This is a genomic window from Bradyrhizobium sp. WSM1253 (genome assembly GCF_000244935.1).
GTDB lineage: Bacteria > Pseudomonadota > Alphaproteobacteria > Rhizobiales > Xanthobacteraceae > Bradyrhizobium > Bradyrhizobium canariense.
On sequence record NZ_JH600073.1, the window covers coordinates 4,520,474 to 4,542,935 of the forward strand.

The 22,462-nt window shown below is 64.8% G+C and carries 19 protein-coding genes; 16 read left to right on the forward strand and 3 right to left on the reverse strand.

Features of this window, described 5'->3' with window-relative positions; all coding sequences use genetic code 11:
• The first annotated feature begins 37 nt into the window (after positions 1–37).
• The 4 genes from BRA1253DRAFT_RS22840 (at position 38) to BRA1253DRAFT_RS22855 (ending at position 2,631) form a co-directional block, all read left to right on the forward strand.
• Positions 38–802: an alpha/beta fold hydrolase gene (locus BRA1253DRAFT_RS22840; protein WP_007598240.1), complete on the forward strand. Its 765-nt coding sequence runs from the start codon at positions 38–40 to the stop codon at positions 800–802.
• A gap of 23 nt (positions 803–825) precedes the next feature.
• Positions 826–1,161 (forward strand): hypothetical protein, encoded by a 336-nt coding sequence (locus BRA1253DRAFT_RS22845; RefSeq protein ID WP_007598242.1) that lies wholly within the window; start codon positions 826–828, stop codon positions 1,159–1,161.
• A gap of 182 nt (positions 1,162–1,343) precedes the next feature.
• Complete coding sequence (locus BRA1253DRAFT_RS22850) at positions 1,344–2,015, forward strand: dienelactone hydrolase family protein (protein WP_007598249.1); 672 nt, start codon at positions 1,344–1,346, stop codon at positions 2,013–2,015.
• A 136-nt stretch (positions 2,016–2,151) separates the two neighbouring features.
• Positions 2,152–2,631 (forward strand): hypothetical protein, encoded by a 480-nt coding sequence (locus BRA1253DRAFT_RS22855; protein ID WP_007598251.1) that lies wholly within the window; start codon positions 2,152–2,154, stop codon positions 2,629–2,631.
• A gap of 100 nt (positions 2,632–2,731) precedes the next feature.
• Here BRA1253DRAFT_RS22855 and BRA1253DRAFT_RS22860 read toward each other — a convergent pair whose 3' ends face one another.
• Complete coding sequence (locus BRA1253DRAFT_RS22860) at positions 2,732–3,478, reverse strand: polysaccharide biosynthesis/export family protein (protein WP_035993830.1); 747 nt, start codon at positions 3,476–3,478, stop codon at positions 2,732–2,734.
• A gap of 405 nt (positions 3,479–3,883) precedes the next feature.
• Between BRA1253DRAFT_RS22860 and BRA1253DRAFT_RS22865 the strand changes: the two genes are divergently transcribed.
• Positions 3,884–4,897, forward strand: a complete 1,014-nt coding sequence (locus tag BRA1253DRAFT_RS22865; protein WP_007592298.1) for an IS5 family transposase — start codon at positions 3,884–3,886, stop codon at positions 4,895–4,897.
• Positions 4,898–5,062: 165 nt separating this feature from the next.
• On the opposite strand, the gene msrA is transcribed toward BRA1253DRAFT_RS22865, so the two are convergent.
• Together msrA and BRA1253DRAFT_RS22875 are read right to left on the reverse strand one after the other, a co-directional pair.
• Positions 5,063–5,719, reverse strand: coding sequence for a peptide-methionine (S)-S-oxide reductase MsrA (gene msrA / locus BRA1253DRAFT_RS22870; protein WP_007598255.1), 657 nt, complete (start codon positions 5,717–5,719; stop codon positions 5,063–5,065).
• Between the two features lie 195 nt (positions 5,720–5,914).
• Positions 5,915–6,232: a hypothetical protein gene (locus BRA1253DRAFT_RS22875; RefSeq protein ID WP_007598257.1), complete on the reverse strand. Its 318-nt coding sequence runs from the start codon at positions 6,230–6,232 to the stop codon at positions 5,915–5,917.
• A gap of 404 nt (positions 6,233–6,636) precedes the next feature.
• On the opposite strand from BRA1253DRAFT_RS22875, the gene rpsT reads away from it, so the two are divergent.
• The 11 genes from rpsT to BRA1253DRAFT_RS22930 all read left to right on the forward strand — a co-directional run bounded on the left by rpsT (position 6,637) and on the right by BRA1253DRAFT_RS22930 (position 22,462).
• The gene (gene rpsT / locus BRA1253DRAFT_RS22880; RefSeq protein ID WP_007598259.1) at positions 6,637–6,903 is read left to right on the forward strand and encodes a 30S ribosomal protein S20; all 267 of its coding nucleotides are present in this window, start codon (positions 6,637–6,639) and stop codon (positions 6,901–6,903) included.
• A gap of 1,277 nt (positions 6,904–8,180) precedes the next feature.
• Positions 8,181–9,593, forward strand: coding sequence for a chromosomal replication initiator protein DnaA (gene dnaA, locus BRA1253DRAFT_RS22885; RefSeq protein WP_035995355.1), 1,413 nt, complete (start codon positions 8,181–8,183; stop codon positions 9,591–9,593).
• Between the two features lie 280 nt (positions 9,594–9,873).
• Positions 9,874–10,992: a DNA polymerase III subunit beta gene (gene dnaN / locus BRA1253DRAFT_RS22890; RefSeq protein ID WP_007598262.1), complete on the forward strand. Its 1,119-nt coding sequence runs from the start codon at positions 9,874–9,876 to the stop codon at positions 10,990–10,992.
• Positions 10,993–11,101: 109 nt separating this feature from the next.
• Positions 11,102–12,238: a DNA replication/repair protein RecF gene (gene recF, locus BRA1253DRAFT_RS22895; RefSeq protein WP_007598270.1), complete on the forward strand. Its 1,137-nt coding sequence runs from the start codon at positions 11,102–11,104 to the stop codon at positions 12,236–12,238.
• 123 nt (positions 12,239–12,361) lie between these two features.
• Positions 12,362–13,099 carry a hypothetical protein gene (locus BRA1253DRAFT_RS22900; RefSeq protein ID WP_007598273.1) on the forward strand — a complete coding sequence of 246 codons (738 nt, stop codon included), beginning with the start codon at positions 12,362–12,364 and terminating at the stop codon, positions 13,097–13,099.
• Positions 13,100–13,225: 126 nt separating this feature from the next.
• A complete protein-coding gene (locus tag BRA1253DRAFT_RS22905; RefSeq protein WP_007598274.1) occupies positions 13,226–15,394 on the forward strand; it encodes a hypothetical protein in 2,169 nt (722 codons plus the stop codon).
• A 283-nt stretch (positions 15,395–15,677) separates the two neighbouring features.
• The gene (gyrB, locus tag BRA1253DRAFT_RS22910; protein WP_007598276.1) at positions 15,678–18,113 is read left to right on the forward strand and encodes a DNA topoisomerase (ATP-hydrolyzing) subunit B; all 2,436 of its coding nucleotides are present in this window, start codon (positions 15,678–15,680) and stop codon (positions 18,111–18,113) included.
• A gap of 312 nt (positions 18,114–18,425) precedes the next feature.
• On the forward strand, positions 18,426–19,721 hold the full coding sequence (murA, locus tag BRA1253DRAFT_RS22915) for a UDP-N-acetylglucosamine 1-carboxyvinyltransferase (RefSeq protein WP_007598277.1): 1,296 nt from the start codon (positions 18,426–18,428) through the stop codon (positions 19,719–19,721).
• A 214-nt stretch (positions 19,722–19,935) separates the two neighbouring features.
• Positions 19,936–21,330 (forward strand): MATE family efflux transporter, encoded by a 1,395-nt coding sequence (locus tag BRA1253DRAFT_RS22920; RefSeq protein ID WP_007598278.1) that lies wholly within the window; start codon positions 19,936–19,938, stop codon positions 21,328–21,330.
• Complete coding sequence (locus BRA1253DRAFT_RS22925; RefSeq protein ID WP_007598279.1) at positions 21,327–21,815, forward strand: DUF2867 domain-containing protein; 489 nt, start codon at positions 21,327–21,329, stop codon at positions 21,813–21,815. Before BRA1253DRAFT_RS22920 ends, BRA1253DRAFT_RS22925 begins: the two co-directional genes overlap by 4 nt.
• Positions 21,812–22,462, forward strand: a complete 651-nt coding sequence (locus BRA1253DRAFT_RS22930; protein WP_007598280.1) for a 2-hydroxychromene-2-carboxylate isomerase — start codon at positions 21,812–21,814, stop codon at positions 22,460–22,462. The genes BRA1253DRAFT_RS22925 and BRA1253DRAFT_RS22930 overlap by 4 nt, the downstream gene beginning before the upstream one ends.

The window sequence follows — 22,462 nt, forward strand, 5'->3', positions numbered from 1 at the left end:
CGTGAGAGAGAATAAGAAAACAAAAAGGGTGGAAACAATGCCGAGGATCGATCGAGACGGCGTCGGAATCTATTACGAGATCCATGGCGAAGGCCCGCCGCTGCTGCTGACTCACGGTTACTCATCGACCTCGGCGATGTGGCATTGGCAGGTCGAGGCGCTTGCCAGGGACCACAAGCTGATCTTGTGGGACATGCGCGGTCACGGCCAGTCCGATTATCCCGACGATCCCGCCGCTTATAGCGAAGCGCTCACGGTCGGCGACATCGCGGCGATCCTGGATGCGGTCGGCACTGAGCGCGCCATCATCGGCGGGCTGTCGCTCGGCGGCTATATGTCGCTTGCCTTCGCTCGCGCGCATCCAATGCGCGTTCGCGCGCTGCTGATCATCGACACCGGACCGGGATTCAAGAAGGACGATGCACGCGAGGCCTGGAACGCGCGGGCGCTCGCCACTGCCGACAAGCTCGATCGCGAAGGGCTCGACGTGCTGAAGGCCGCAACGCGCGAGCGCGCCACCGCGAGCCATCGCAATGCCAAGGGATTGGCGCTCGCCGCACGCGGCATGCTGACCCAGCGCGATGCGAAGGTGATCGAGCTGCTGCCGGAGATCAAGGTGCCCAGTCTGGTCGTGGTCGGCGCCGACGACACACCGTTCCTCGCCGCGTCGGACTACATGGCCGCGAAAATTCCCGGCGCACAAAAGGTCGTGATCCCCGCCGCCGGACACGCCGTCAACATCGACCAGCCCAAGGCTTTTATTGACGCGGTGCTGCCTTTCCTGAAGAACTTGCCGGAATAGGACGATCGGACGGGAACACGGCAATGAAGCGAGCGATGTTGGCTGCGGGCGCGGTGTTGCTGTCGGTATCCGCGCAGGCCGAGCAATTCGGCGGGACACCGCCCCGCCTGCCCTTCGTCGCGACGTTGTCGAACAACACGCCGCTCGCCTTCGGCATGGATGCAGGGCAAACCGCGCGCGCCCTCGGCCAGCCTCTGCAATATGTGCGCGGACGCCCCGGCAACGAGATCTATCTCGCGCTTCGCAACATCGGCGGCAGCGGACTGATCTCCAACCGTCACCGCCTGTTCCTGCAGTTCCGTCATGGCCGGCTGGCGGGATGGAAGGAGGATTACGGCGAGAACTGGATGTGGGAGTGAGGTGGGCGCGCAACCGCCTCCCCTCATCCTGAGGAGCTTGCAAAGCAAGCGTCTCGAAGGATGAAGGCCCCGCTGCTGCATCTCGGCCTCTATCCTTCGAGACGCGCGCGAAGAGCGCGCTCCTCAGGATGAGGAGAGAGAGCGGAGTTCGTGATCGACGATCAACAAGAAGGACAACCCGCGTGGGACAAGACATCAGACTGACCGCCTCCGATAATTTCCAGCTCGGCGCCTATCGCGCTGATCCCGCAGGCCCCCCGAAGGGCGCGGTGGTGGTGATCCAGGAGATTTTTGGGGTCAACCATCACATCCGCTCGGTCTGCGATCGCCTCGCCGGGGAAGGCTATGTCGCGATCGCGCCGTCGATCTTCGACCGGACCTCGCCGGGCTTCCAGTCGGGCTACACGCCTGACGAGATCGCCGAAGCGCGCAAATTCGTCGCCAATCCCGACTGGGACGCGATGCTGCGCGACACGCAAGCCGCGATCGATGCGGTGAAGAGCGTCGGCCCGGTCGGCATCATCGGCTTTTGCCTGGGCGGCAGCGTCGCCTTCGTCGCGGCGACGCGGCTGTCGGGCCTGAAGGCCGCGATCGGCTATTACGGCGGCGCCGTCGTGCGCTTTGCCGACGAAACACCAAAAGTTCCGACACAGCTGCATTTTGGCGAAAAGGATGCCGGCATTCCCCTGACCGACGTCGAGACCATCAAGACGAAGCGGCCGGACGTGGAAATCTTCGTCTATCCGGGCGCGCAGCACGGCTTCCATTGCGACGAGCGGGCGAGCTACGACAAGGCCAGCGCCGACATCGCCTGGCCGCGCAGCATGGAATTTTTCGCGAAGCATTTGCGATAGCGCGGCTGATCTCTCCACCGTCATTCCGGGCTCGCGCTCCGGAATGACGAGGGCGGAGAGCAGGAATCGGGTGGCTGCATCCTGCCGGGCGGCGATAGAGCTGGCTGATCAAGCCAACTCACGCCGGGAGATCGTGATGCAGCAGGCCAATACGAACATCGTCATCCGCAATCCGTTCGGCACCATGGACGTTCCCGGTCCTGACGATCGCGAGGTCATGGACTATGCCGCAACCGCCTTACTTTCGGGCGATGCGGCCGACGTCAACGCGGCGCATTGGGCAGACATTCAGGCGCCGTCCGATCCTCTGGAAGGCCCGTGGGCCAGCCGCTGGAATGGCGGCGCCGATCCGACCATCGCCGGCGATACGCCGGAGACGTGGAAAGACGGGCGCGCGGAGGTGCGGGTCGCAGGCGGACGCATCTATCTGCGCTTCGATTGGGATCACGGCCGACGGCACGGGCTGATCGATGCTGCGCGCGAGGGCGCGCGCCTGGTCGGGAAATACATCAACCTAACCAATCCAGCGATCACGCGGCCATGGATCGGGCGCGTGGTCGATGCCGCGCGCATCGATGGATGTTTTCCGAACGGGCGGCTGGATTTCAGAAGGTGAGCTAGAGCTTCGGTTCTGATTGCATCAGAACCGAGGCTCTAGATTCTTTTTTGACGCGTTTTCTTCACGCGAACCGGTATCCACTTCGCTCGAAAACGCTCTAGAACCAGCGCTCGCCGACAAATACGGTGTCGCCCGGCGCCAGTGGGGTGCCGAGCGGCACCACGGCGCGCATGGCGCCGCCGGCTTCGGTATGCGTGACGGTGACCACATCGCGCTTGGCGCGTGGCGAGAAGCCGCCCGCGATTGCCACGGCGCTTTCGACCGTCATGTTCGGCACGTACGGATACTGGCCGGGCGCGGAGACTTCGCCGAGAATGAAGAACGGGCGATAGGCCTCGATCTCGACGGCGACCGAGGGCTCGCGGATGTAGCCGTTGCGCAGCCGTGCGGCGATCTCGCCGGCCAGACCCGCCGGCGTGCGGCCGCGTGCCGGCACGCCGCCGATCAGCGGCATCGTGATGGAACCGCCGGCGTCGATCGCGTAGCTGTTGGTGAGACCTTCCTGGCCGTAGACCACGACGCGCAGCCTGTCGCCGGCGTCGAGATGGTAGGAGGAATCGTAGCGGACCGGCGCCGCCATCGGCGCGGCATAACCGACCGGCATGGGCGCGGGCGAAGAGGCAAAGGAATTGCGCAACGCCCCGATGGCGCCGCCACCGTCGCCGACGACGACCGGCTGAGGCGCGTAATAGGGCTGGCCATAGGCCATGGAGTCGAGATCGGCGCGCGGCTGCATCACCGCGACGGGGCCGGCGGTCTGCATGCAGCCGCCAAGGCCAAGCGCGGCGGACGCTGCCAGGGACGCTGCCAAGATCGACCATCGAAACGCGCGTGCAACCGGCACCGGACTTATCCCTCGAAACGAGACAGATCCAGTGATGCACCGGTTATGGTTAATAAAGCGTTGAGGGGCGGGCGGCGCGACGATGCGGCTGCGGCGCAGTGCGCTCCCTCTCGCTTGCGGGCGCGGCTAGCGCATATGGCCTTTTGGGCCAAGCTGAACAAGCGCCTCGTCCTTCGAGACGACCGCTCCGCGGTCTCCTCAGGATGAGGCTAATCGGCATCGGTGCCTGCTGGCACTATTGCCGCAGACGCCGTCCTCATCCTGAGGAGCCCGCCTAAAGCGGGCATCTCGAAGGATGGGCCACAGGAAACTGCTCTCAAATGCGCCGACCTCTCCCGCAAGCGAGGGCTTTGCGTAAATCGCGAATCTGCGATTCTCTAAGAGACATCTGAAGAGGATCTGGGGATGGCATATCGGCAGGTGGGGCAACCGAGCTTCGCAGATGCGTTGGCGTCGCGGCGGGGCAAAGGGGGTGCGGTCCTGAGGCGGATTGGCGAACTGGTGGATTGGGCGGCTGTCGAGCGCGTGCTGAGCGGCCTGCCGGAGCCGGAGCGTGGCGCGCCGGCCTATCCTCGGCTGGTGATGTTCAAGGCTGTGCTGTTGCAGCAATGGTACGGTCTGTCCGATCCGGAACTGGAAGAAGCGCTCGATGACCGGGCCTCGTTCCGCGACTTCTGCGGCTTTGCGCTGGGCGACGAGACGCCCGACCACACGACGATCTGGCGCTTCCGCGAAGCTTTGCAGCAGGCTGGCCTGGACGAGACGCTGTTTGCCGAGATGCTGCGCCAGATCGACGCGCGCGGGCTGGTGCTGCGCCGAGGCACATTGATCGACGCCAGCCTGATCCCGGCGGCCGTGAAACCGCCGAAGCCGCCAAAGGACCCGCTGCCTCCCGGCCCGGACGGACGCCCGCCGAGCAAGCTGGTCAATAGCGAGCGCGATACGGATGCGCGATGGACCAAGAAGGGTGGCAAGCGATACTTCGGCTACAAGGCGCATGTCGGTGTCGACCAGGGCTCGGCGATCATTCGTCGCAGCAAGCTGACCGACGCTGCGGTCAACGATACGGTGCCCGCCGACGAATTGATCAGCGGTGACGAGAAGGCGGTCTACGCCGACCAGGCCTATGACAAGCATGAGCGTCGCGCCGGGCTGGCTGCCCGGGGCATCAAGCCGCGGCTGATGTTCCGGCCCAACAAGCATCATCCCCTGACCGAACGGCAGAAGCGCTTCAACGACGCCGTGGGACGGCGCCGCGCCCCGGTCGAGCAGGTCTTCGCGCGCCTCAAGGGCGTCTACGGCTGGGCGCGAGCCCGCTATCTGGGCCTGGCACGCAATCATACCCATCTGCGTCTTCTCTGCCTGGCCATGAACCTCAAACGATGGGCGGTCCTGTGTCCCGCGGGAGGTGTGGTGTGACCGCCACAGCCCAAGGCCATCGATCGGCCACGAAAACAAGACCGTCTGCGTTCGCGCGCCATCCGAGGCCGCACAAAAAAATACCCCATATCGAGCCTCACTCCCGCTCGGCCAATTAAGCAAAGCCCTCGCAAGCGGGAGAGGTGCACCACCTTCGCGGCTGGCTTACGCGCTCACACCGACGCCGATCGGGCAGGACACGCCGGTGCCGCCAAGGCCGCAATAACCGGCGGGATTCTTGGCCAGATATTGCTGATGATAGTCCTCGGCAAAGTAGAATTGGCCGGCGGGTGCGATCTCGGTGGTGATGGTGCCGAGACCTTTTGCAGCAAGCGCTTTCTGATAGAGCGCCTTCGATTGATCGGCCGCTTTTTTCTGCGCGTCTGAATAGGTGTAGATCGCGCTTCGGTACTGCGTGCCGACGTCGTTGCCCTGACGCATGCCCTGCGTCGGGTTGTGGCTCTCCCAGAACGTCTTCAACAGCTTCTCGTAGGACACCTTGGTCGGATCGAACACGACCAGCACCACTTCGGTGTGACCGGTGCGGCCCGAGCAGGTCTCTTCATAGGTCGGGTTCGGCGTGTGGCCGCCGGCATAGCCGACGGCGGTGGTGTAAACGCCGTCGCCAAGCTCCCAGAACTTGCGCTCGGCGCCCCAGAAGCAGCCGAGCCCGAACACCGCCTGCTCGAGGCCGGCGGGATAAGGCGGCTGCAACTTCGTGCCGTTGACGAAATGGGTGGTCGCGGTCGGAATGGCTTGCGCACGGCCCGGCAGCGCTTCATTGGCGCTCGGCAATGCGGTGGTCTTGCGCATGAACAGCATGGACGGATCTCCGGGAACGAGCTGTCCGTCGCCGAGGACAAGCTATTGAGCCAAGGCGATGAACCAAGCGCTCAGGCGACGTGCTCGCGATCAGGTGGGAATATAGGTCTTTACGCGCAAAGGGGCAGCCCTGTTACGCCGCGCGCGGCCGCTTCAGTCGCGCGAATTGAAAGCTCAATCCCGGGAATTGAAAGCTCAATCCCGGGAATAGCCGATCAACGGCTTGCGCGGGCGGAACAGGATCATCAGGAGGATACCGAGAATGCCGAGGACGGCGAAAACCGGCTGATCCAGCACCAGGCGGATCACCGAGGTCCAGATCCAGGGCGCCTTGGCCTCGACCCAGGTCCGGAACGCCGTCTGGCTGGCCTGATTGATGTCGTTCCAGAACTGGCCGAAGCGGGTGAACCGCAGGGTCTGGTCGGCCACCCAGCGGGCGCCGTCATAGACCATGAAGATGAACCCGCCGGCGAGCAGCAACAGCCCAATCAGTCGGAAAAAGCCGCGGATCATGCCTCACCCTCTATAGTCGTCCGATCGGACGACCCTCGGAACGCCGCCAGCCAATACAAGGGAGACGGCAGAAATTCAACCTCTTCAGGGCGTTACGGCACTCATCCCTGGCCTGAGGGGCTGCTTGTCCAGCCCGGGAAAGCGTTGACGGTGCCAAAGACCCTCTCTATAAGGGCGCCAACTGGCGGCGGGCGCAATCCTGCCGCCGCTGTTCTTTGAGCAGATGCAGGCTCCTTGGGCTGAGAGGCTCCCTGGGCCTCAGAGACGGCCCGCAAGGCTGTCGCTCACGTTCCGGGAACAGCCTAGCAACCGAACACCCTAATTCCGAGCGTCGATTACGCGGTCAAGCAAGCCGGCGCTACCCGACCAAGACGCGACCGGTACCCGCAAAGGACATTGAGACCATGGCCAATACCACTTCCGCCAAGAAAGCGACGCGCAAGATCGCCCGCCGCACCGCCGTCAACAAGTCGCGCCGCACCCAGATGCGCGGTGCCGTGCGTAACGTCGAAGAAGCCATCAAGACCGGCGACCGCGCCGCTGCCGTGACGGCGCTGGCGAATGCCGAGCCCGCCTTGATGCGCGCCGCGCAGCGAAACATCATTCATAAGAACAATGCCAGCCGCAAAGTCTCGCGGCTTACCGCGCAGATCGCCAAGCTCGCCAAGTAAGCTCGCGAGCGTTCTGGCACGCCGTCCGATCGCGTCGTTCGATCGGACGATCCGGCCGCACATCGCACACGTCAAACAGCCCGGCATCGCGCCGGGCTTTTTTGTTGCCTGTCATATTCACGCAAGTAGTCACGCTGCGAGCGACCTTCGATCGGAGGATTGCGACGTTTGCACCATGATGCGCCCGTAGTTTTACCTGCGAATGGTTTTGCAACAGCGGAAACTTCCACCGCGGTGCAAAAAGTCCTTGCGAGGTGGGCACAAGTTGAATTCGCGCGCCTGCGAGTTCTGCACACCGTAGTTTCCCCGGATCGCGAGACGCAATGGAGTTACCCTGTGAAACGAGACTCAAAAAACGATGTCTCGCTAACAACTTATCGACATAGTGACGCCAAGCATTTGGAAAACTCGCCCGCGCGTCGCGCGCGTGACGCTTTTGTAAAAAATTTTTGGCGGTGACGGAGAATTGTCACATCAAACGCGGCATCTTCGATTCTGTGCACGAATCCAAAAACTTGCTCTGAAGCCTGTGCACAAGTCCGCGTGGCGTTAACGCAGATCAAGATTTTTGATGCCTCAAGTCTGAATCAATTCCGTTGCGAGTCTTTCCGCATAGTGTATTCCTTAAGGCGTCAGCGGCGCCCACGATCTTGAGACCAGCGCGGTATCGGAAACGGGGCGAGCGTGCAAATCGGCGGCGATGTGCACGTAGGCGGCGCTTCAACAAGCGATTGTCGGATCAAAACCCACAGCAATGTGGGAACGGTAGCTCTTTGTCTGAATGTCTCCAAGCGGGATCTTTCTCTCGCGCTTAAGAGACATCTTGAAAGCTGCCCCGACAGGCATGATGGCGAGGCCGAGCGGACGACGAGTACACGGGCGGGCATCCGATGAAGACGCGGGTGTCGTTTGGACACGCAGGACCTTGTCGCGAGCAATCACGGCAGGATGGGGAGGTATCATGTCTTACGAACTCAACGCGGTATTGAAACACATTTCGACTTCCAGCATTTCGACTTCCAGCGACGCCGTTTTAGATTCGTCGGACACCAAGCCTCCCGCGTGTCACGGAGCGCCGAGTACGCGCTGACCTCGCGACCCCTCCATCTCTAGACATTGCTGATCGGATGCGGCGTTTCCGCCGAACGGTCGAGCCATGCCTGCAGGTGAAATCGCTTGAGGTCCCGCCATTGCAAATATCCCGGCAGGTATCCCTGGCAGGAACTCTGCATGGCGCTCACCACGCAACCTTATCTCTCAAGAAAAGTTCTCAAATGATGACAACCCCGGAACAGGATCGCTGGTCACGCGTGAAGAGTCGGCTGCGCTCGAACGTTGGCGAGGACGTCTATACGAGCTGGTTTGCGCGCATGGATCTGGAAGGCGTCCAGGACGAGAGCGTGCGTCTGTCGGTGCCGACCCGCTTCCTGAAGAGCTGGATCCAGGCCCATTATGCCGAGCGCGTGCTGTCGTGCTGGCAGGCCGAGATGCCCGAAGTGCATCGCATCGATCTCACCGTTCGCACGGCCGTGCGCCCCGTGATGCAGCAGAAGGAAGCGCCCGCGCCGGTCGAAACGCGCCGCTCGCCTGCGCCGGAGCTGCGTTCGACCGCGACCGCGCCGGTCTCCGCCAATCATGATGCGCTCGGCGGCTCGCCGCTCGATCCGCGCCTGACGTTTGCAAGCTTCGTCGTCGGCCGCTCCAACACGCTGGCGCATGCGGCTGCGCGTCAGGTCGCCGAGGGTCGTCGCGGCGATCCCGTCATGTTCAATCCGCTCTACATTCATGCAGGCGTCGGCCTCGGCAAGACGCATCTCCTGCAGGCGGTGACCTGGGCCGGCAATTCCGGCAACGAGCGCAAAGTGCTTTATCTCACTGCAGAGAAATTCATGTACGGCTTCGTCGCCGCGCTGAAGACGCAGACGGCGCTCGCCTTCAAGGAAGCGCTGCGCGGCATCGACGTGCTCGTGATCGACGATCTCCAGTTCCTGCAGGGCAAATCGACCCAGGCCGAGTTCTGCCACACGCTGAATGCGTTGATCGATGCCGGCCGCCAGGTCGTGATCGCGGCCGACCGTCCGCCGTCCGATCTCGAAAGCCTCGACGACCGCGTGCGCTCGCGGCTGGCCGGCGGCCTCGTGGTCGAGATGGCCTCGCTTGGCGAGGAGCTGCGGCACGGTATTCTCAAGTCGCGCGTCGCCGCGGCCCGCGCCCATCATGCGACCTTCGAGGTGCCGGAGGAGGTGCTGACCTATCTGGCCCGCGCCATCACCCATAACGGCCGGGATCTCGAAGGCGCGATCAACCGCCTGCTCGCACACTCGAAGCTCAACAACCGGCCGGTGACGCTGGAGATGGCGGAGCACGAGGTGCGCGACCTGATCCGGCCGCAGGAGCCGAAGCGGATCAAGATCGAGGACATCCAGCGCGTGGTGGCACGGCAGTATAATGTCAGCCGCTCCGACCTCTTGTCCTCGCGCCGGACCGCCAACGTGGTTCGTCCGCGTCAGGTGGCGATGTATCTCGCCAAGACGCTGACCCTGCGATCGCTGCCGGAAATCGGCCGCCGCTTCGGCGGGCGCGACCACACCACGGTGCTGCACGCGGTGCGCAAGATCGAGGCCCTGGTTTCCAAGGACACGGCGCTGTCGGACGAGGTCGAATCGCTCAAGCGCCAGCTTCAGGAATAAACGCCTAGGCCTTCTCCTTCCTTCCCGCCGCCCCGGCCCTGCCTGGGCGGCGGCCTTCCTCTGCCTGGGCGGCGGGCCCCGTCTTTGCGGGTAAATCGTGGGGAACCATCGCGCAATCCCTTGAAACGGATGACTTTACGCGCCACCTTGCGCGACCCTGACGGCTTTGGTCATATCGGCTGGATGATCCGGCTTTCCGGGGTCTTCGGTGCCGTGGCGCGCGTCCCGCCGCCCGGCTTTTCCAGATTTGTGTTTCCTTGGGGATCGGGCGAGTAGTGCAATGAAGGTTACGGTCGAACGCGCGCAACTCCTGAAGTCGCTGGGCCACGTCCACCGCGTGGTCGAGCGCCGCAATACGATTCCGATCCTCGGCAACGTGCTTGTTAGGGCCGAGAATGCGAAATTGTCGCTGAAGGCGACCGACCTCGACCTCGAGGTCACCGAAACGCTCGCGGCGGAAACCGCGACCGCGGGCTCCACCACCGTGCCGGCGCACATGTTCTACGACATCGTGCGCAAGCTACCGGACGGTTCGCAGATTGTGCTCGAAGCCGACGGCGACCGCGCCGTGCTGGCGATCCGCGCCGGCCGCTCCCGCTTCACCCTGCAGACCCTGCCGGAGAATGATTTTCCGGATCTCGCCGCCGGCGACATGTCGCATTCGTTCAGCCTCGCCGCCAAGGACGTCAAGCGGCTGATCGACCGCACCCAGTTCGCGATCTCCACGGAGGAGACCCGCTACTATCTCAACGGCATCTATCTGCATGCCGCGGGCTCCGCCAAAGCCGCCACCCTGCGCGGCGTCGCCACCGACGGCCACCGCCTCGCCCAGCTCGACCTGGTCCAGCCCAAGGGCGCCGAGGGCATGCCCGGCGTGATCGTGCCGCGCAAGACGGTGGGCGAGGTGCAGCGCCTGATCGAGGACAACGAGGCCGAGGTCACGATCGAGCTGTCGCAGGCCAAGATCCGCTTCACCATCGGCAATGTGGTGCTGACCTCGAAGCTGATCGACGGCACCTTCCCCGATTACGGCCGCGTCATCCCGCAGGGCAACGATAAGGAGCTCGTCGTCGACAAGAAGGATTTCGAGAACGCGGTCGACCGCGTCTCGACGATTTCCAGCGAGCGCGGGCGCGCCGTGAAACTCTCGCTGTCGCCGGGCAAGCTGGTGCTGTCAGTGACCAATCCGGATTCCGGCAGTGCGACCGAAGAGCTCGAAGTCGAATACGCTTCCGACGCCCTCGATATCGGCTTCAACTCCCGCTATCTGCTCGACATCGCCGCCCAGATCGAAGGCGACGTCGCAACGCTCCGGCTCGCCGACCCGGGCTCACCGACCCTGGTGCAAGACCGCGACGACAAGAGCGCGCTCTACGTGCTGATGCCGATGCGGGTGTGAGGGCTACCGGCTCCCCTTCGCATCGACTACATCCGTCATGGCCGGGCTTGTCCCGGCCATCCACGTCTTTGGAGGACCCAAACGTGGATGCCCGGCAACGACAAAGACAATGACCCCCTCCCGCATTCATCGCCTGACGCTGACGCATTTTCGTAATTACCGGGCGGCGGGGCTCGAGGCTAAGGCTGACATGGTGGCGCTGGTCGGGCCGAACGGAGCAGGCAAGACCAATTGCATCGAGGCGATCTCGTTCCTGTCGCCGGGACGCGGCCTGCGGCGCGCGACGCTGGACGACGTCGCCGACAACCAGGGCGACGGCTCCTGGGCGGTGTCGGCACAGGTCGAGGGCGCGCTGGGCCTTGCCACGCTCGGCACCGGCATCGATCCGCCGCGCGCAGATAGCCCGGTCAGCCGGCGCTGCCGCATCGACCGCGAACCGGTCAATTCGGCGGCGTCGTTCGGCGACCACATCCGCATGGTGTGGCTGACGCCGGCGATGGACGGGCTGTTCATGGGCGCGGCGTCCGAGCGGCGGCGCTTCTTCGACCGCCTGGTGCTTGCCATCGACAGTGACCATTCCAGCCGCATCTCCGCGCTCGAACGTTCCCTGCGCTCGCGCAACCGCCTGCTCGAGACGCGCAATTACGACGACCATTGGTGTGACGCGATCGAGCGCGAGACCGCGGAGCTTGCGGTCGCCGTCGCCGCAACCCGCGGCCAGACCGCGGCGCGGCTGACCGGCATGCTGAATGCACGCGCGCAGGCCTCCGCCTTCCCCTCGGCACAGATCGCGCTCGACGGCTGGATGGAGAACGCGCTGCTGACGGAGACCGCGACGTCGGTCGAGGACCGCTACCGCCAGATCCTGCGCGACAATCGTCCGCGTGACGCCATCGCCGGCCGCACCACGGATGGTCCGCATCTCACCGATCTCCAGGTGATCTACGCGCCGAAAAGCATGCCGGCGCGCGATGCCTCGACCGGCGAGCAGAAGGCGTTGCTGATCGGGCTGGTGCTGGCGCATGCGAGTCTGGTCGCCGAGATGACCGGCATCGTGCCGCTGCTGCTGCTCGACGAGGTCGTCGCGCATCTCGATCCCGGCAGGCGCGCTGCGCTGTTCGACGAGTTGCGCAAGCTCGGCGCGCAGGTGTGGCTGACCGGCGCAGATCCCGCTGCCTTCGCCGAGATCGGCGCCGGGGGCGAGATCTTTGACGTCGAAAGCGGACAGGTATCGGCCCGGCGGTAGTCGCCGCCATTGAACCAGCCCCATTTCCGCCGCGACTAGTTGCCGGAGGCGGCGCCGACGGTGACGCAGCCGGTTTTTACAATCGCGCAATGAAACATCACGCGCGATACCCGGGAGAGTGAGATGCGGACGGCGAGGTCCGGGGCGCAAGCTCCGGCACGATGGCGGGCGTTTGCGTGCGGCCTCGTCTTGCTCGCGACGTGCATGCTCGCTGCAAGCGCCGGCGCCTGGATGCCGAAGCCGCTGTTTTCAGCCGATCTCACGCCGGATCCCGATGTCACGCTGCCCGCACCGACCCGCTACAGCTTTAGAGGAATCCACACCACCCTGATGCGGGGCGTCGAAGCGCCGCTTCGCGTCAAGCTCGAAGCCACCGTGCCCGCCGAGCTCGGCGACGTCCTCGCTTTCTACCGCAGGGAGCTCGGAAAGCTCGGCTGGCAGGAGCAGCACGATGGCGCCGTCGTCTCCGCCGATCACGTCCAGCTCGCGTTCGTCTCTCCGCTCGGACCGGCCATGCTGGAGCTCGGCCGCAAGGACAGCAACACCTCGGTCCATCTCATGCAGAAGAACTCGGATACAGCAATCCGGGCGAACGTCATGCCCGAACCGGGCCAGGCGAAGCTGGTGTTCAGCAACATCGGCGAGACGGAAGCCGTGCTCGGGATCGACGCGCGGATCATCAAGCGCGCCGCCGGCGCTAACGCCGTATCGCTGGATCTGGCGCCCGGCAAATATTCCTACGAACTGAACGTCCCCGGCCGTCCGGCCCACAGCAACATCCTCACCGTCGCGGCCGGCGACGCCTGGGAGCTCACCGTCGGGCGCGACGGCGAGGCATGGTCGCCACTCCAACTGTATTGACTAGTCCGGGAGCTTTGAACCTGCCCGGTTCCTGCCGCGACTTCTGGTCTGAGGCCCCGCCGACGGTGTTGCAGCCGTTGCAATCGCGCGCGCCCAAGCGCCGCGCGGCATCCTGGAGACGTAACGATGGCGATGATCCCGCGCGGGATGCAAGTCCCGGCACGATGGCGGCTGCTTGCATGCGGTCTCTTCCTGATGGCGAGCTGCTCGATCGCGGCCGGCGCCGACGAGGGAATCGTCGACGTCCACGCGCTGCCCCAGATCGAAGGTGCGGTGGAAGACATCTCGCGCCCCGATCCCTATAGCGTCGAATATCGCGTACCGACGCGGCAGGCCGTGACGCTGCCCGCGGTCCAAAAGCTCCTGAGCGACAACGGCTGGGTGCCCTATGTGATGCCGCTGGAGGAGAAAAGCAGCCTGCTGAAGTTCAGGAAGGGACGACAGGGCCTTTCCGTTCATTTCACGCAGGCCCCGGGCCGGCCCGACCAGTCCGTGGTCTACTACACGACCGACCGGATCTACGGGAACGTGCCGTTTCCGGAGGGCGCAAGCGACATCGTGTTCGACGGGACCCGGCCCTATCTCGGCTGCATCGCGCCGACGCCGCTCGATGCAACGTCGGATTTCTACAGCAGCCAGATGGCTGCCATCGGCTGGCAGAAGCTCACGCCGGAAACCGCCGCGCGCTGGACGAGGGGCCTGGATGAAACCGTTCCCAACGGCCTGCGCGCGTTCTACGCGCATGCCGATAGCAAGGAGACCGGCTTCTACCAGCAGAAGCCCGTGATGCTGACGCTGACGCGCCGCGACGATGGCCGCACCCATGTCGATATCCGGGTCGCGCCCTTCGCGCTGCCCGGCGAGCTCAAAGCCGATAGCGATCTGGCCGGCCTGCCGCGGCCGAGCCCGACCAAGACGGCCATGGGCCTCGGCAGCGCGAGCGACAACAAGCGCGAGATGTCGGCCGCCGCGATGGCCGAGCTGCCCGCGGTACTCGCCTTCTATCACCGCGAGCTCGCCGCGCGCGGCTGGCATGAGGACGGCAGCGCACCGCTCGCGCCCGGCGACGAGGTCGCGATCAAGATCTCTTCCGCGGAGGAAACCGGCCTGCTGCGGCTTGGCCGCAAATACGATTTCACCATGGTCAGCCTGACGGCGCAGTTGAAGGACTCCGCGCTTGCCGCCCGCGCCAAGGCGAAGAAAGAGGCCGACGACAAGTTCCTTGGGGATGCGCTAGGCGCGGCCAAGCAGCTCATCACCGCCGACGAAGCCAGACGCAAGGTGCAGGCGGCCGCATTGTCGGACGCGCCGCTCAACGCGCTCGCCGACAGCAAGACCCCGCTGCCGCTGCCTGAAAACGCCGAAGGCGTGAACTTCGAAGGCGGCGAGGGCAGGCTCGAATTCTCCTCGTCATCGAGCGTGAAGGCGCTCACGGCGTTCTATCGCGCATCGCTCAAGCCTGCGGGCTGGAAGGAGCAGCCCTCCGTCATCAACCAGCCCAACATGGCGATGATGGAATTCTCCAAGAGCGGGAAGTCGATCTCGATGACCGTGATGCAGATGGGGCCGAAGGTAAACGTTAGCGCCAACGGCTCCGGTCTTGTTATCGCCGCGGCGAAGCCCGTCGAGGCCAAATCGAGGCAAGCCAAGGTGGTCCAGACCAAATCGAAGGAGCCGCTCACGCCCGATCCCGATTCGGCCCTGCCGGTGCCGACGCAGCACAGCTCGACCGGCATCAGCTCCACGAAATTCCCCGGCAGCGAGCAGTCGTTCCGGACCGAGCTCGAAGCCAGCATCCCCGCCGAGCTTGGCGAGGTCCTCGCCTTCTATCGCACGGAGCTGACCAACCGCGGCTGGCAGGAGAAGGCCGACGGCGCAATCGTAACGGCCGAGCGGGCGGAACTCGCGTTCACCTCGCCGGAGGGACCGGCCGTGCTGAAGCTCGGCCGCGCCAGGGACGAGACGACGGTCAGTCTGGTGCAGCGGAATCCGCAGGCCGCGGCAAAGGCCGACATCATGCCGAAGGCGGGACAGGCCAGGCTGATGCTCGGCAATATGGGGCCGAAGGAAGCATCGCTGACGATCAACAATCAAACGGTGAAGATCGCGGCTGGTGCCGGCGGACCGCAATCGCCGAAAGGCCCGATGCTCGATCTGCCGCCCGGCAAGTACCAGTACGCGCTGCGTCTGCCGGGGCGCCCTGCCCGCACCGAAAGCCTCACCGTGGCCGCCGGCGATGCCTGGGGCCTCCTGGTGGGGCCAAACGGAGACGTGCTGCCGCTGCAGATGTATTGAGCCTGCAAGGCCGTTCCGGGGCGTTCCAAGCGCCTCGGAACACCCTTCGTTCCCCGCAATATCCGCGCCTTTCAGCGACCCCGAACGGCCTCTCGAATCGCGCTTTTTTCAGCGCCTCGAATTGGCCTTCGAAAGCCTTGAAAACCGGCCAAAAAATCCCATCTAATCAAAGACTTGCCGGGAGATACTTTGCGCTAGGCGCAATCCGTCTTTCGTGGCACAAATAGCCCGCATATCAGCGCCTTTTGCGCGGCTGATTCGGGCGACATCTCGAAGGCCTCTCATGACAGAACCTGCTCGGCAGACGCCTGCCGAAAACGAACCCTCAAATCCGAGCGATTACGGGGCGGAATCGATCCGCGTGCTCAAGGGTCTCGACGCCGTCCGCAAGCGCCCGGGCATGTATATCGGCGACACCGATGACGGCTCGGGCCTGCATCATATGGTCTACGAAGTCGTGGACAATGCGATCGACGAGGCGCTCGCGGGCCACGCCACGCGCGTGGACGTGATCCTCAACGCCGACAATTCTGTCACCGTGCGCGACGACGGCCGCGGCATTCCCGTCGACATCCACAAGGGCGAAGGCATCTCGGCGGCCGAGGTCATCATGACCCAACTCCATGCCGGCGGTAAATTCGACCAAAATTCCTACAAGGTTTCCGGCGGCCTGCACGGCGTCGGCGTCTCCGTCGTCAACGCGCTGTCGAGCAAGCTCGGCTTGCGCATCTGGCGCGACAACAAGGAACACTACATCGAATTCGCCCATGGCGATGCGGTCGCGCCGCTCAAGGTGGTCGGCGACGCGCCCGGCAGGCGCGGCACCGAGGTGACGTTCCAGGCCTCGACGGAAACCTTCAAGAACATCGAGTATGATTTCGCCACGCTGGAGCACCGGCTGCGCGAGCTCGCCTTCCTCAATTCCGGCGTTAACATCGCCCTCTCCGACATGCGTCACGCGGTCGAGAAGCGCGAGGAGATGCACTATTCCGGCGGCGTCGAGGAATTCGTCAAATATCTCGACCGCAACAAGAAGGCAATCGTGCCGGCGCCGATCATGGTACGCGCGGAATCCAACGGCATCGGCGTCGAGGCCGCATTGTGGTGGAACGACAGCTACCATGAGAACGTGCTGTGCTTCACCAACAACATCCCGCAGCGCGACGGCGGCACCCATCTCGCCGGTTTCCGCGGCGCGCTGACGCGCCAGGTCAACGGCTATGCCGAGGCCAACGCGAAAAAGGAAAAGATCGCGCTCACCGGCGACGATTGCCGCGAAGGCCTCACCGCCGTGTTGTCGGTGAAGGTGCCGGATCCAAAGTTTTCGTCGCAGACCAAGGACAAGCTGGTGTCCTCGGAAGTGCGTCCCGTGGTCGAGAACGTGCTCAACGAGGCGCTGCAGGCCTGGTTCGAGGAGCACCCCTCCGAAGCCAAGATGATCGTCGGCAAGGTGATCCAGGCGGCGGCCGCCCGCGAAGCCGCGCGAAAAGCGCGCGAGCTGACGCGCAAGAGCCCGCTGTCGGTCTCCTCGCTGCCCGGCAAGCTCGCCGACTGCCAGGAGAAGGACCCGGCGAAATCCGAGCTCTTCATCGTCGAGGGTGACTCGGCAGGCGGCAGTGCCAAGCAGGGCCGCAACCGCGAATTCCAGGCCGTGCTGCCGCTGCGCGGCAAGATCCTCAATGTCGAACGTGTGCGTCCCGACAAAATGCTGCACAGCGAGCAGATCGGCACGCTGATCACCGCGCTCGGCACCGGCATCAGCGACGAATTCTCGATCGAGAAGCTGCGCTATCACAAGATCATCGTGATGACCGACGCCGACGTCGACGGCGCCCACATCCGCACGCTGCTGCTCACTTTCTTCTACCGGCAGATGCGCGAGATCATCGACGGCGGCTATCTCTATATCGCCCAGCCGCCGCTCTATAAGGTCAACCGCGGCAAGTCCGAGCAATATCTGAAGGACGAGCGGGCGCTGGAAGATTATCTGATCGATACCGGGCTCGACGACTGCGTCTATATTCCCGGCACCGGCGGCGATCGCACCGGCCGCGACCTGCGCTCGCTGGTCGACGACGCCCGCGCCGTCCGTGGCGTCCTGCGCAGCCTGCACACCCGCTACAATCGCAAGGTGATCGAGCAGGCCGCCATCACCGGCGTGCTCAACAAGGCGATCTACGGCAATCCGGAGAAGGCCGCCGCGGCCGCGCAATACATCGCCGCCCGCCTCGACACGCTCGCCGACGAGGTCGAGCGCGGCTGGATCGGTCAATACGTCGAAGGCCATGGCTTCCAGTTCGAGCGCACGGTGCGCGGCGTCAAGGACGTCGCCCTCATCGATGACGCGTTCCTGGGCTCGGTCGAAGCCCGCAAGCTCGACGAGTACACGGTCAAGCTCCAGGACGTTTATGCCCGCCCCGGCAAGCTGCGGCGCAAGGACACCGAGCACATGGTCTACGGCCCGGTCGATCTGTTCGAAGCGGTCACCGACGCCGGCCGCAAGGGCGTCTCGCTGCAGCGTTACAAAGGGCTGGGCGAGATGAATCCGGAGCAGCTCTGGCAGACGACGCTGGACGTCAATGCGCGATCACTGCTCCAGGTGAAGGTCAAGGAGGTCGATGAGGCCGACGACATCTTCACCAAGCTGATGGGCGACGTGGTCGAGCCGCGCCGCGACTTCATCCAGGAACATTCGCTGAGCGCGACGATCGATATCTGAGGCCGCTGGCTTTTGGATTTCGAACTGCTGGCCAAGCGCTCGCTGCAACCTCTCCCGCTTGCGGGGGAGGTCGGCGCGAAGCGCCGGGTGGGGGCTTTCTCCTCGCCGGGATACGCTCCGTAAACTTCGACAATCCCATCGCTGAAGCACCCCCTCCCCAGCCCTCCCCCGCAAGCGGGAGAGGGAGCGCACCTGTGTCGGGGCTGCGAAGCGATCGAGCCGCGACAAGTGCAGAATTGCTCCCGCGCTCAATTCTCGGTAGTTTCCGCCTCCAAACCAGCCGCCCCACCCAAAAACACAGCGAGAGACCACGTGGCGCCCATCCAGTACATCGTCGAGGGCGGTCACCGGCTCTCGGGCTCGATCGAGCCGTCCGGCAACAAGAATTCCGCGCTGCCGATCATCGCGGCAGCCCTGCTCACCGAGCATCCGGTGACGCTGGAAAACGTGCCGCGGATCCGCGACACCGAGACGCTGGTCGAGCTGATCCGCTCAGTCGGCGCTGCCGCGGAATGGACCGCCCGCAACACGCTTCATATTCACGCCAAGAGCATCCGCGCGGCCGATCTCGATCCGGACTTGTGCGTCCGCATCCGTGCCTCGATCCTGCTCGCGGGCCCCCTGCTCGCCCGCTGCGGCGAAGTGATGCTGCCGCCGCCCGGCGGCGACGTCATCGGCCGCCGAAGGCTCGACACGCATGTGCTCGCGCTCGAGCAATTGGGAGCCAAGGTCACCGCGACCGACCGGCTCGAATTCCGCGCTTCGAAGCTGACCGGCGCCGACGTGTTCCTGGACGAGCCCAGCGTGACCGCGACCGAGAACGCGCTGGTCGCAGCCGTCGCCGCCGAAGGCACCACCTATTTGCGCAACGCCGCGTCCGAGCCGCATGTGCAGGACCTCGCCAACTTCCTCGTTGCGCTCGGCGCTGAGATCGAGGGCATCGGCACCAACACCATGATTGTGCACGGTCCGGCGACGCTGGGCGGCGCGACCTACCGGATCCAGCCCGACCATATCGAGGTCGGCTCGCTGATCGGGCTCGCAGCCGTGACGCGTTCGCCGCTTCGCATCGTGCGCGCGGGCGTCGAGCATCTGCGCTCGATCCGCATGGGATTCGAGCGGCTCGGCATCGTCTGCCGCATCGAGGGCGACGATCTCATCGTGCCCTCGAACCAAACGCTGAAGATCCAGGACGATTTTGGCGGCCACGTGCCGAAGCTGGAGGACCAGCCCTGGCCGGCCTTCCCCGCCGATCTGATGTCGATCGCGATCGTCACCGCCACGCAATGCGAGGGCGTGATCCTGATGTTCGAGAAGATGTTCGAATCGCGGATGTTCTTCGTCGACAAGCTGATCGCGATGGGCGCGCGCATCGTGCTGTGCGATCCGCATCGCGCCATCATTGCCGGTCCAAGCCGGCTGCACGGCGCGACGATGACCTCACCCGACATTCGCGCCGGCATGGCCATGCTGCTCGCGGCCGTCTGTGCCGAGGGCACCTCGACCATCAACAACGCCGACCAGATCGAGCGCGGCTACGAGCGCATCGACGAACGGCTGAATGCGCTCGGCGCGAAGATCAGGCGCGTGCCCGAGCGGAAGGGGTGAGGCGCTTTCCGGCTCGAGATCGAAGAATGGTCTCGTGCCCCGGACGCAGCGCAGCACGCCAGTGATGCGCTGCTGAGCCGGGGCCCATGCGGCTGAGAACTGCGCTCGCGATTTTCTGGGTCCCGGCTCTGCGCAGCATCGCTTCGCGCTGCAGCGCGTCCGGGACACGCGCGAGGCCATGTTTTCGTCGCCCGGCTGTGCTATTGACCCGGCCATGCTCGACACCATCCAGCCTCGTTCGCAGCCGCAAGCCGGCGTGCCGCCAAATCCTCTCGCCGACGAATTCGTCGAGACGCTGCGGCTGGCCGTACCGATGATGCTGACGCAGCTCGGGCAGATCGCGATGATCACGACCGATCTCGCGCTGATCGGGCGGCTCGGCGAGAGCGCGGTCGCAGCAGCAGCGCTGGCGCATACGGTCTATTTCGTCAGCTTCACCTTCGGGCTCGGATTGATGGCGGCGGTGTCGCCGCTGGTCGCGCAGGCCTTTGGCGCCGGCGATATCAGACGCATCCGCCGCTCCTTGCGCGTCGGCTTGTGGGTCGCGTTGCTGATCTCGCTGCCGATGATGGCCTCGCCGCTCTATGGCGAGCACATCCTGGTCGCACTCGGTCAGGCGCCGCACTCGGCCGCGCTCGCCCAGCGTTATCTGAATGGCCTCGCCTGGGGCATCGCGCCGGCGCTCGGCTTCATCGCGCTGCGCAGCATGATGAGCGCGGTGAACCGGCCGCAGGCCCCGCTGTGGATCACGCTCGCGGCGATCCCCGTCAATGCCGCATTGGTCTACGCCCTGATCCACGGCCTGTTCGGCCTGCCGGAGCTCGGCCTGTTCGGCGCGGGGCTTGCGACCACCATCGTCAATCTCGGCACGTTCGTCGCCACGCTCGCCATTGCGGGGCTGCGCAAGCCGTTCGCGGACTATCGTCCGCTTGCCCATCTCTGGCGAATCGACTGGCCCCTGATGCGCAAACTCATCGCGATCGGCGCCCCGATCTCGTTCTCGCTGCTGCTGGAATATGGCCTGTTCTCTTCGGCGGCGCTGCTGATGGGGTTGATCTCGATCACTGCGCTCGCGGCGCATCAGATCGCGCTCCAGGTCACCGCCGTGCTGTTCATGGTCCCACTCGGTATCGGCATGGCGGCCACCGTGCGGGTCGGCCACGCCTTCGGCCGCGGCGACCCGGCCGCAGTGAAGCGCGCAGGTCTCGTCGCCGCCGTGATCGGGATCGCGTTCGTCTCGGCGCTGACCGTTGCGATCATTCTCGGCCGCTATCAGCTGGGACGGCTGTTCTTCGGCAGCAGCGAAGCCAGCATGGCGACCGTGGAGCTGACCGCAACGCTGCTGCTGGTCGGCGCGACCTTCTTCATTGCCGATGCCATCCAGACCATCATGGGCGGCGCGCTGCGCGGCATCAATGACACCAGGATGACGTTGGTATTCGCCGCGATCGGCTATTGGTGCGTGGGCTTTCCCATCGCCTGGTGGCTTGCCTTTCACGCCGATCTCGGCGCGGTCGGTGTCTGGATCGGACTGTCGATCGGATCGTTCGTCTATGCCGGACTTCTGATCTTGCGCTTCCGGATGCTGACGCGCAGACTGGCGGGATGAACGGGACTGTCCGCGAAGTTACCCCCGATGTTGACGCCGGCACGCTGCTGGCCGGTGCGCAGTTCATCGACGCCTTTCGCGTAGAGATCGGCACAGCACCGGTGAATGCCCGCGAGGCCTGCACCAGGATGGTGTTGCAGGGACCGCGCTGGATCGGTGCACTGACACGCCTGCGCAACATTCTGGTGACGCCCTTTGGATTGAAGACATCGGGCGAGGGCACGCCAGCGCCGGGCGGTTTGATCGGCTTGTTTCCGGTGCTGAGCGAAACGCCGGAGCAGCTGGTCGCCGGGTTCGATGATTATCATCTCGACTTCCGCATCGTGGTCGATGTGGCCGGCGAAGCGGTGCCGCGCCACGTCACCTTGACCACGCTGGTGCGGACTAACAATCGGCTGGGCCGCGCCTACCTCGCGCTCATCACGCCCTTCCACAAGCTTGTGGCCCGCAGCATGATGGGGCGGATTGCGGAGCCGGCCCGGTGACGCTCTCCGTCGACCTCTTCTACTCCTTTCGCAGCCCGTTCAGCTATCTGGCGCTGCCCAAGACGCTGAAGCTCGTCGAAGACTACGATCTGGCGGTGAATTTGCGGCCGGTCTATCCGCTCGCAGTCCGAGTGCCCGGGTTTTTCAAGAAGGCCAGCCCGAACTTCATTCGCTATGTGGTGCTCGACAGCAGGCGCGTGGCGCAGCACGAGGGCATTCCGTTCCGCTTTCCGAGGCCGGATCCGATCGTCCAGGACAAGACAACATTCGACGTCGCGGCCGAGCAACCCTACATCCACCGCCTGACCCGGCTTGGTGCCATGGCGCAGCTCGAGGGACGCTCGCTCGCATTCACCGACGCGATCGCCCGCGTGCTGTGGGACGGCTCGGTGGCGGGCTGGAACGAAGGCGATCATCTTGCGCGCGCCGCCGACAAGGCCGGCTTCGATCTCGCCGCGATGGATGCCGCGATCACCGCCGACCCGGATCGCTACGAGCAGGTGATCACGGAGAACGAGAAGGACCACGCCGCCTCCGGCCATTGGGGCGTGCCGACCTTCGTGTTCGAGAACGAGCCGTTCTTCGGCCAGGACCGCATCGATTTGCTGGTCTGGCGCATGCAGGACAAGGGCCTGACGCGGCGCTAG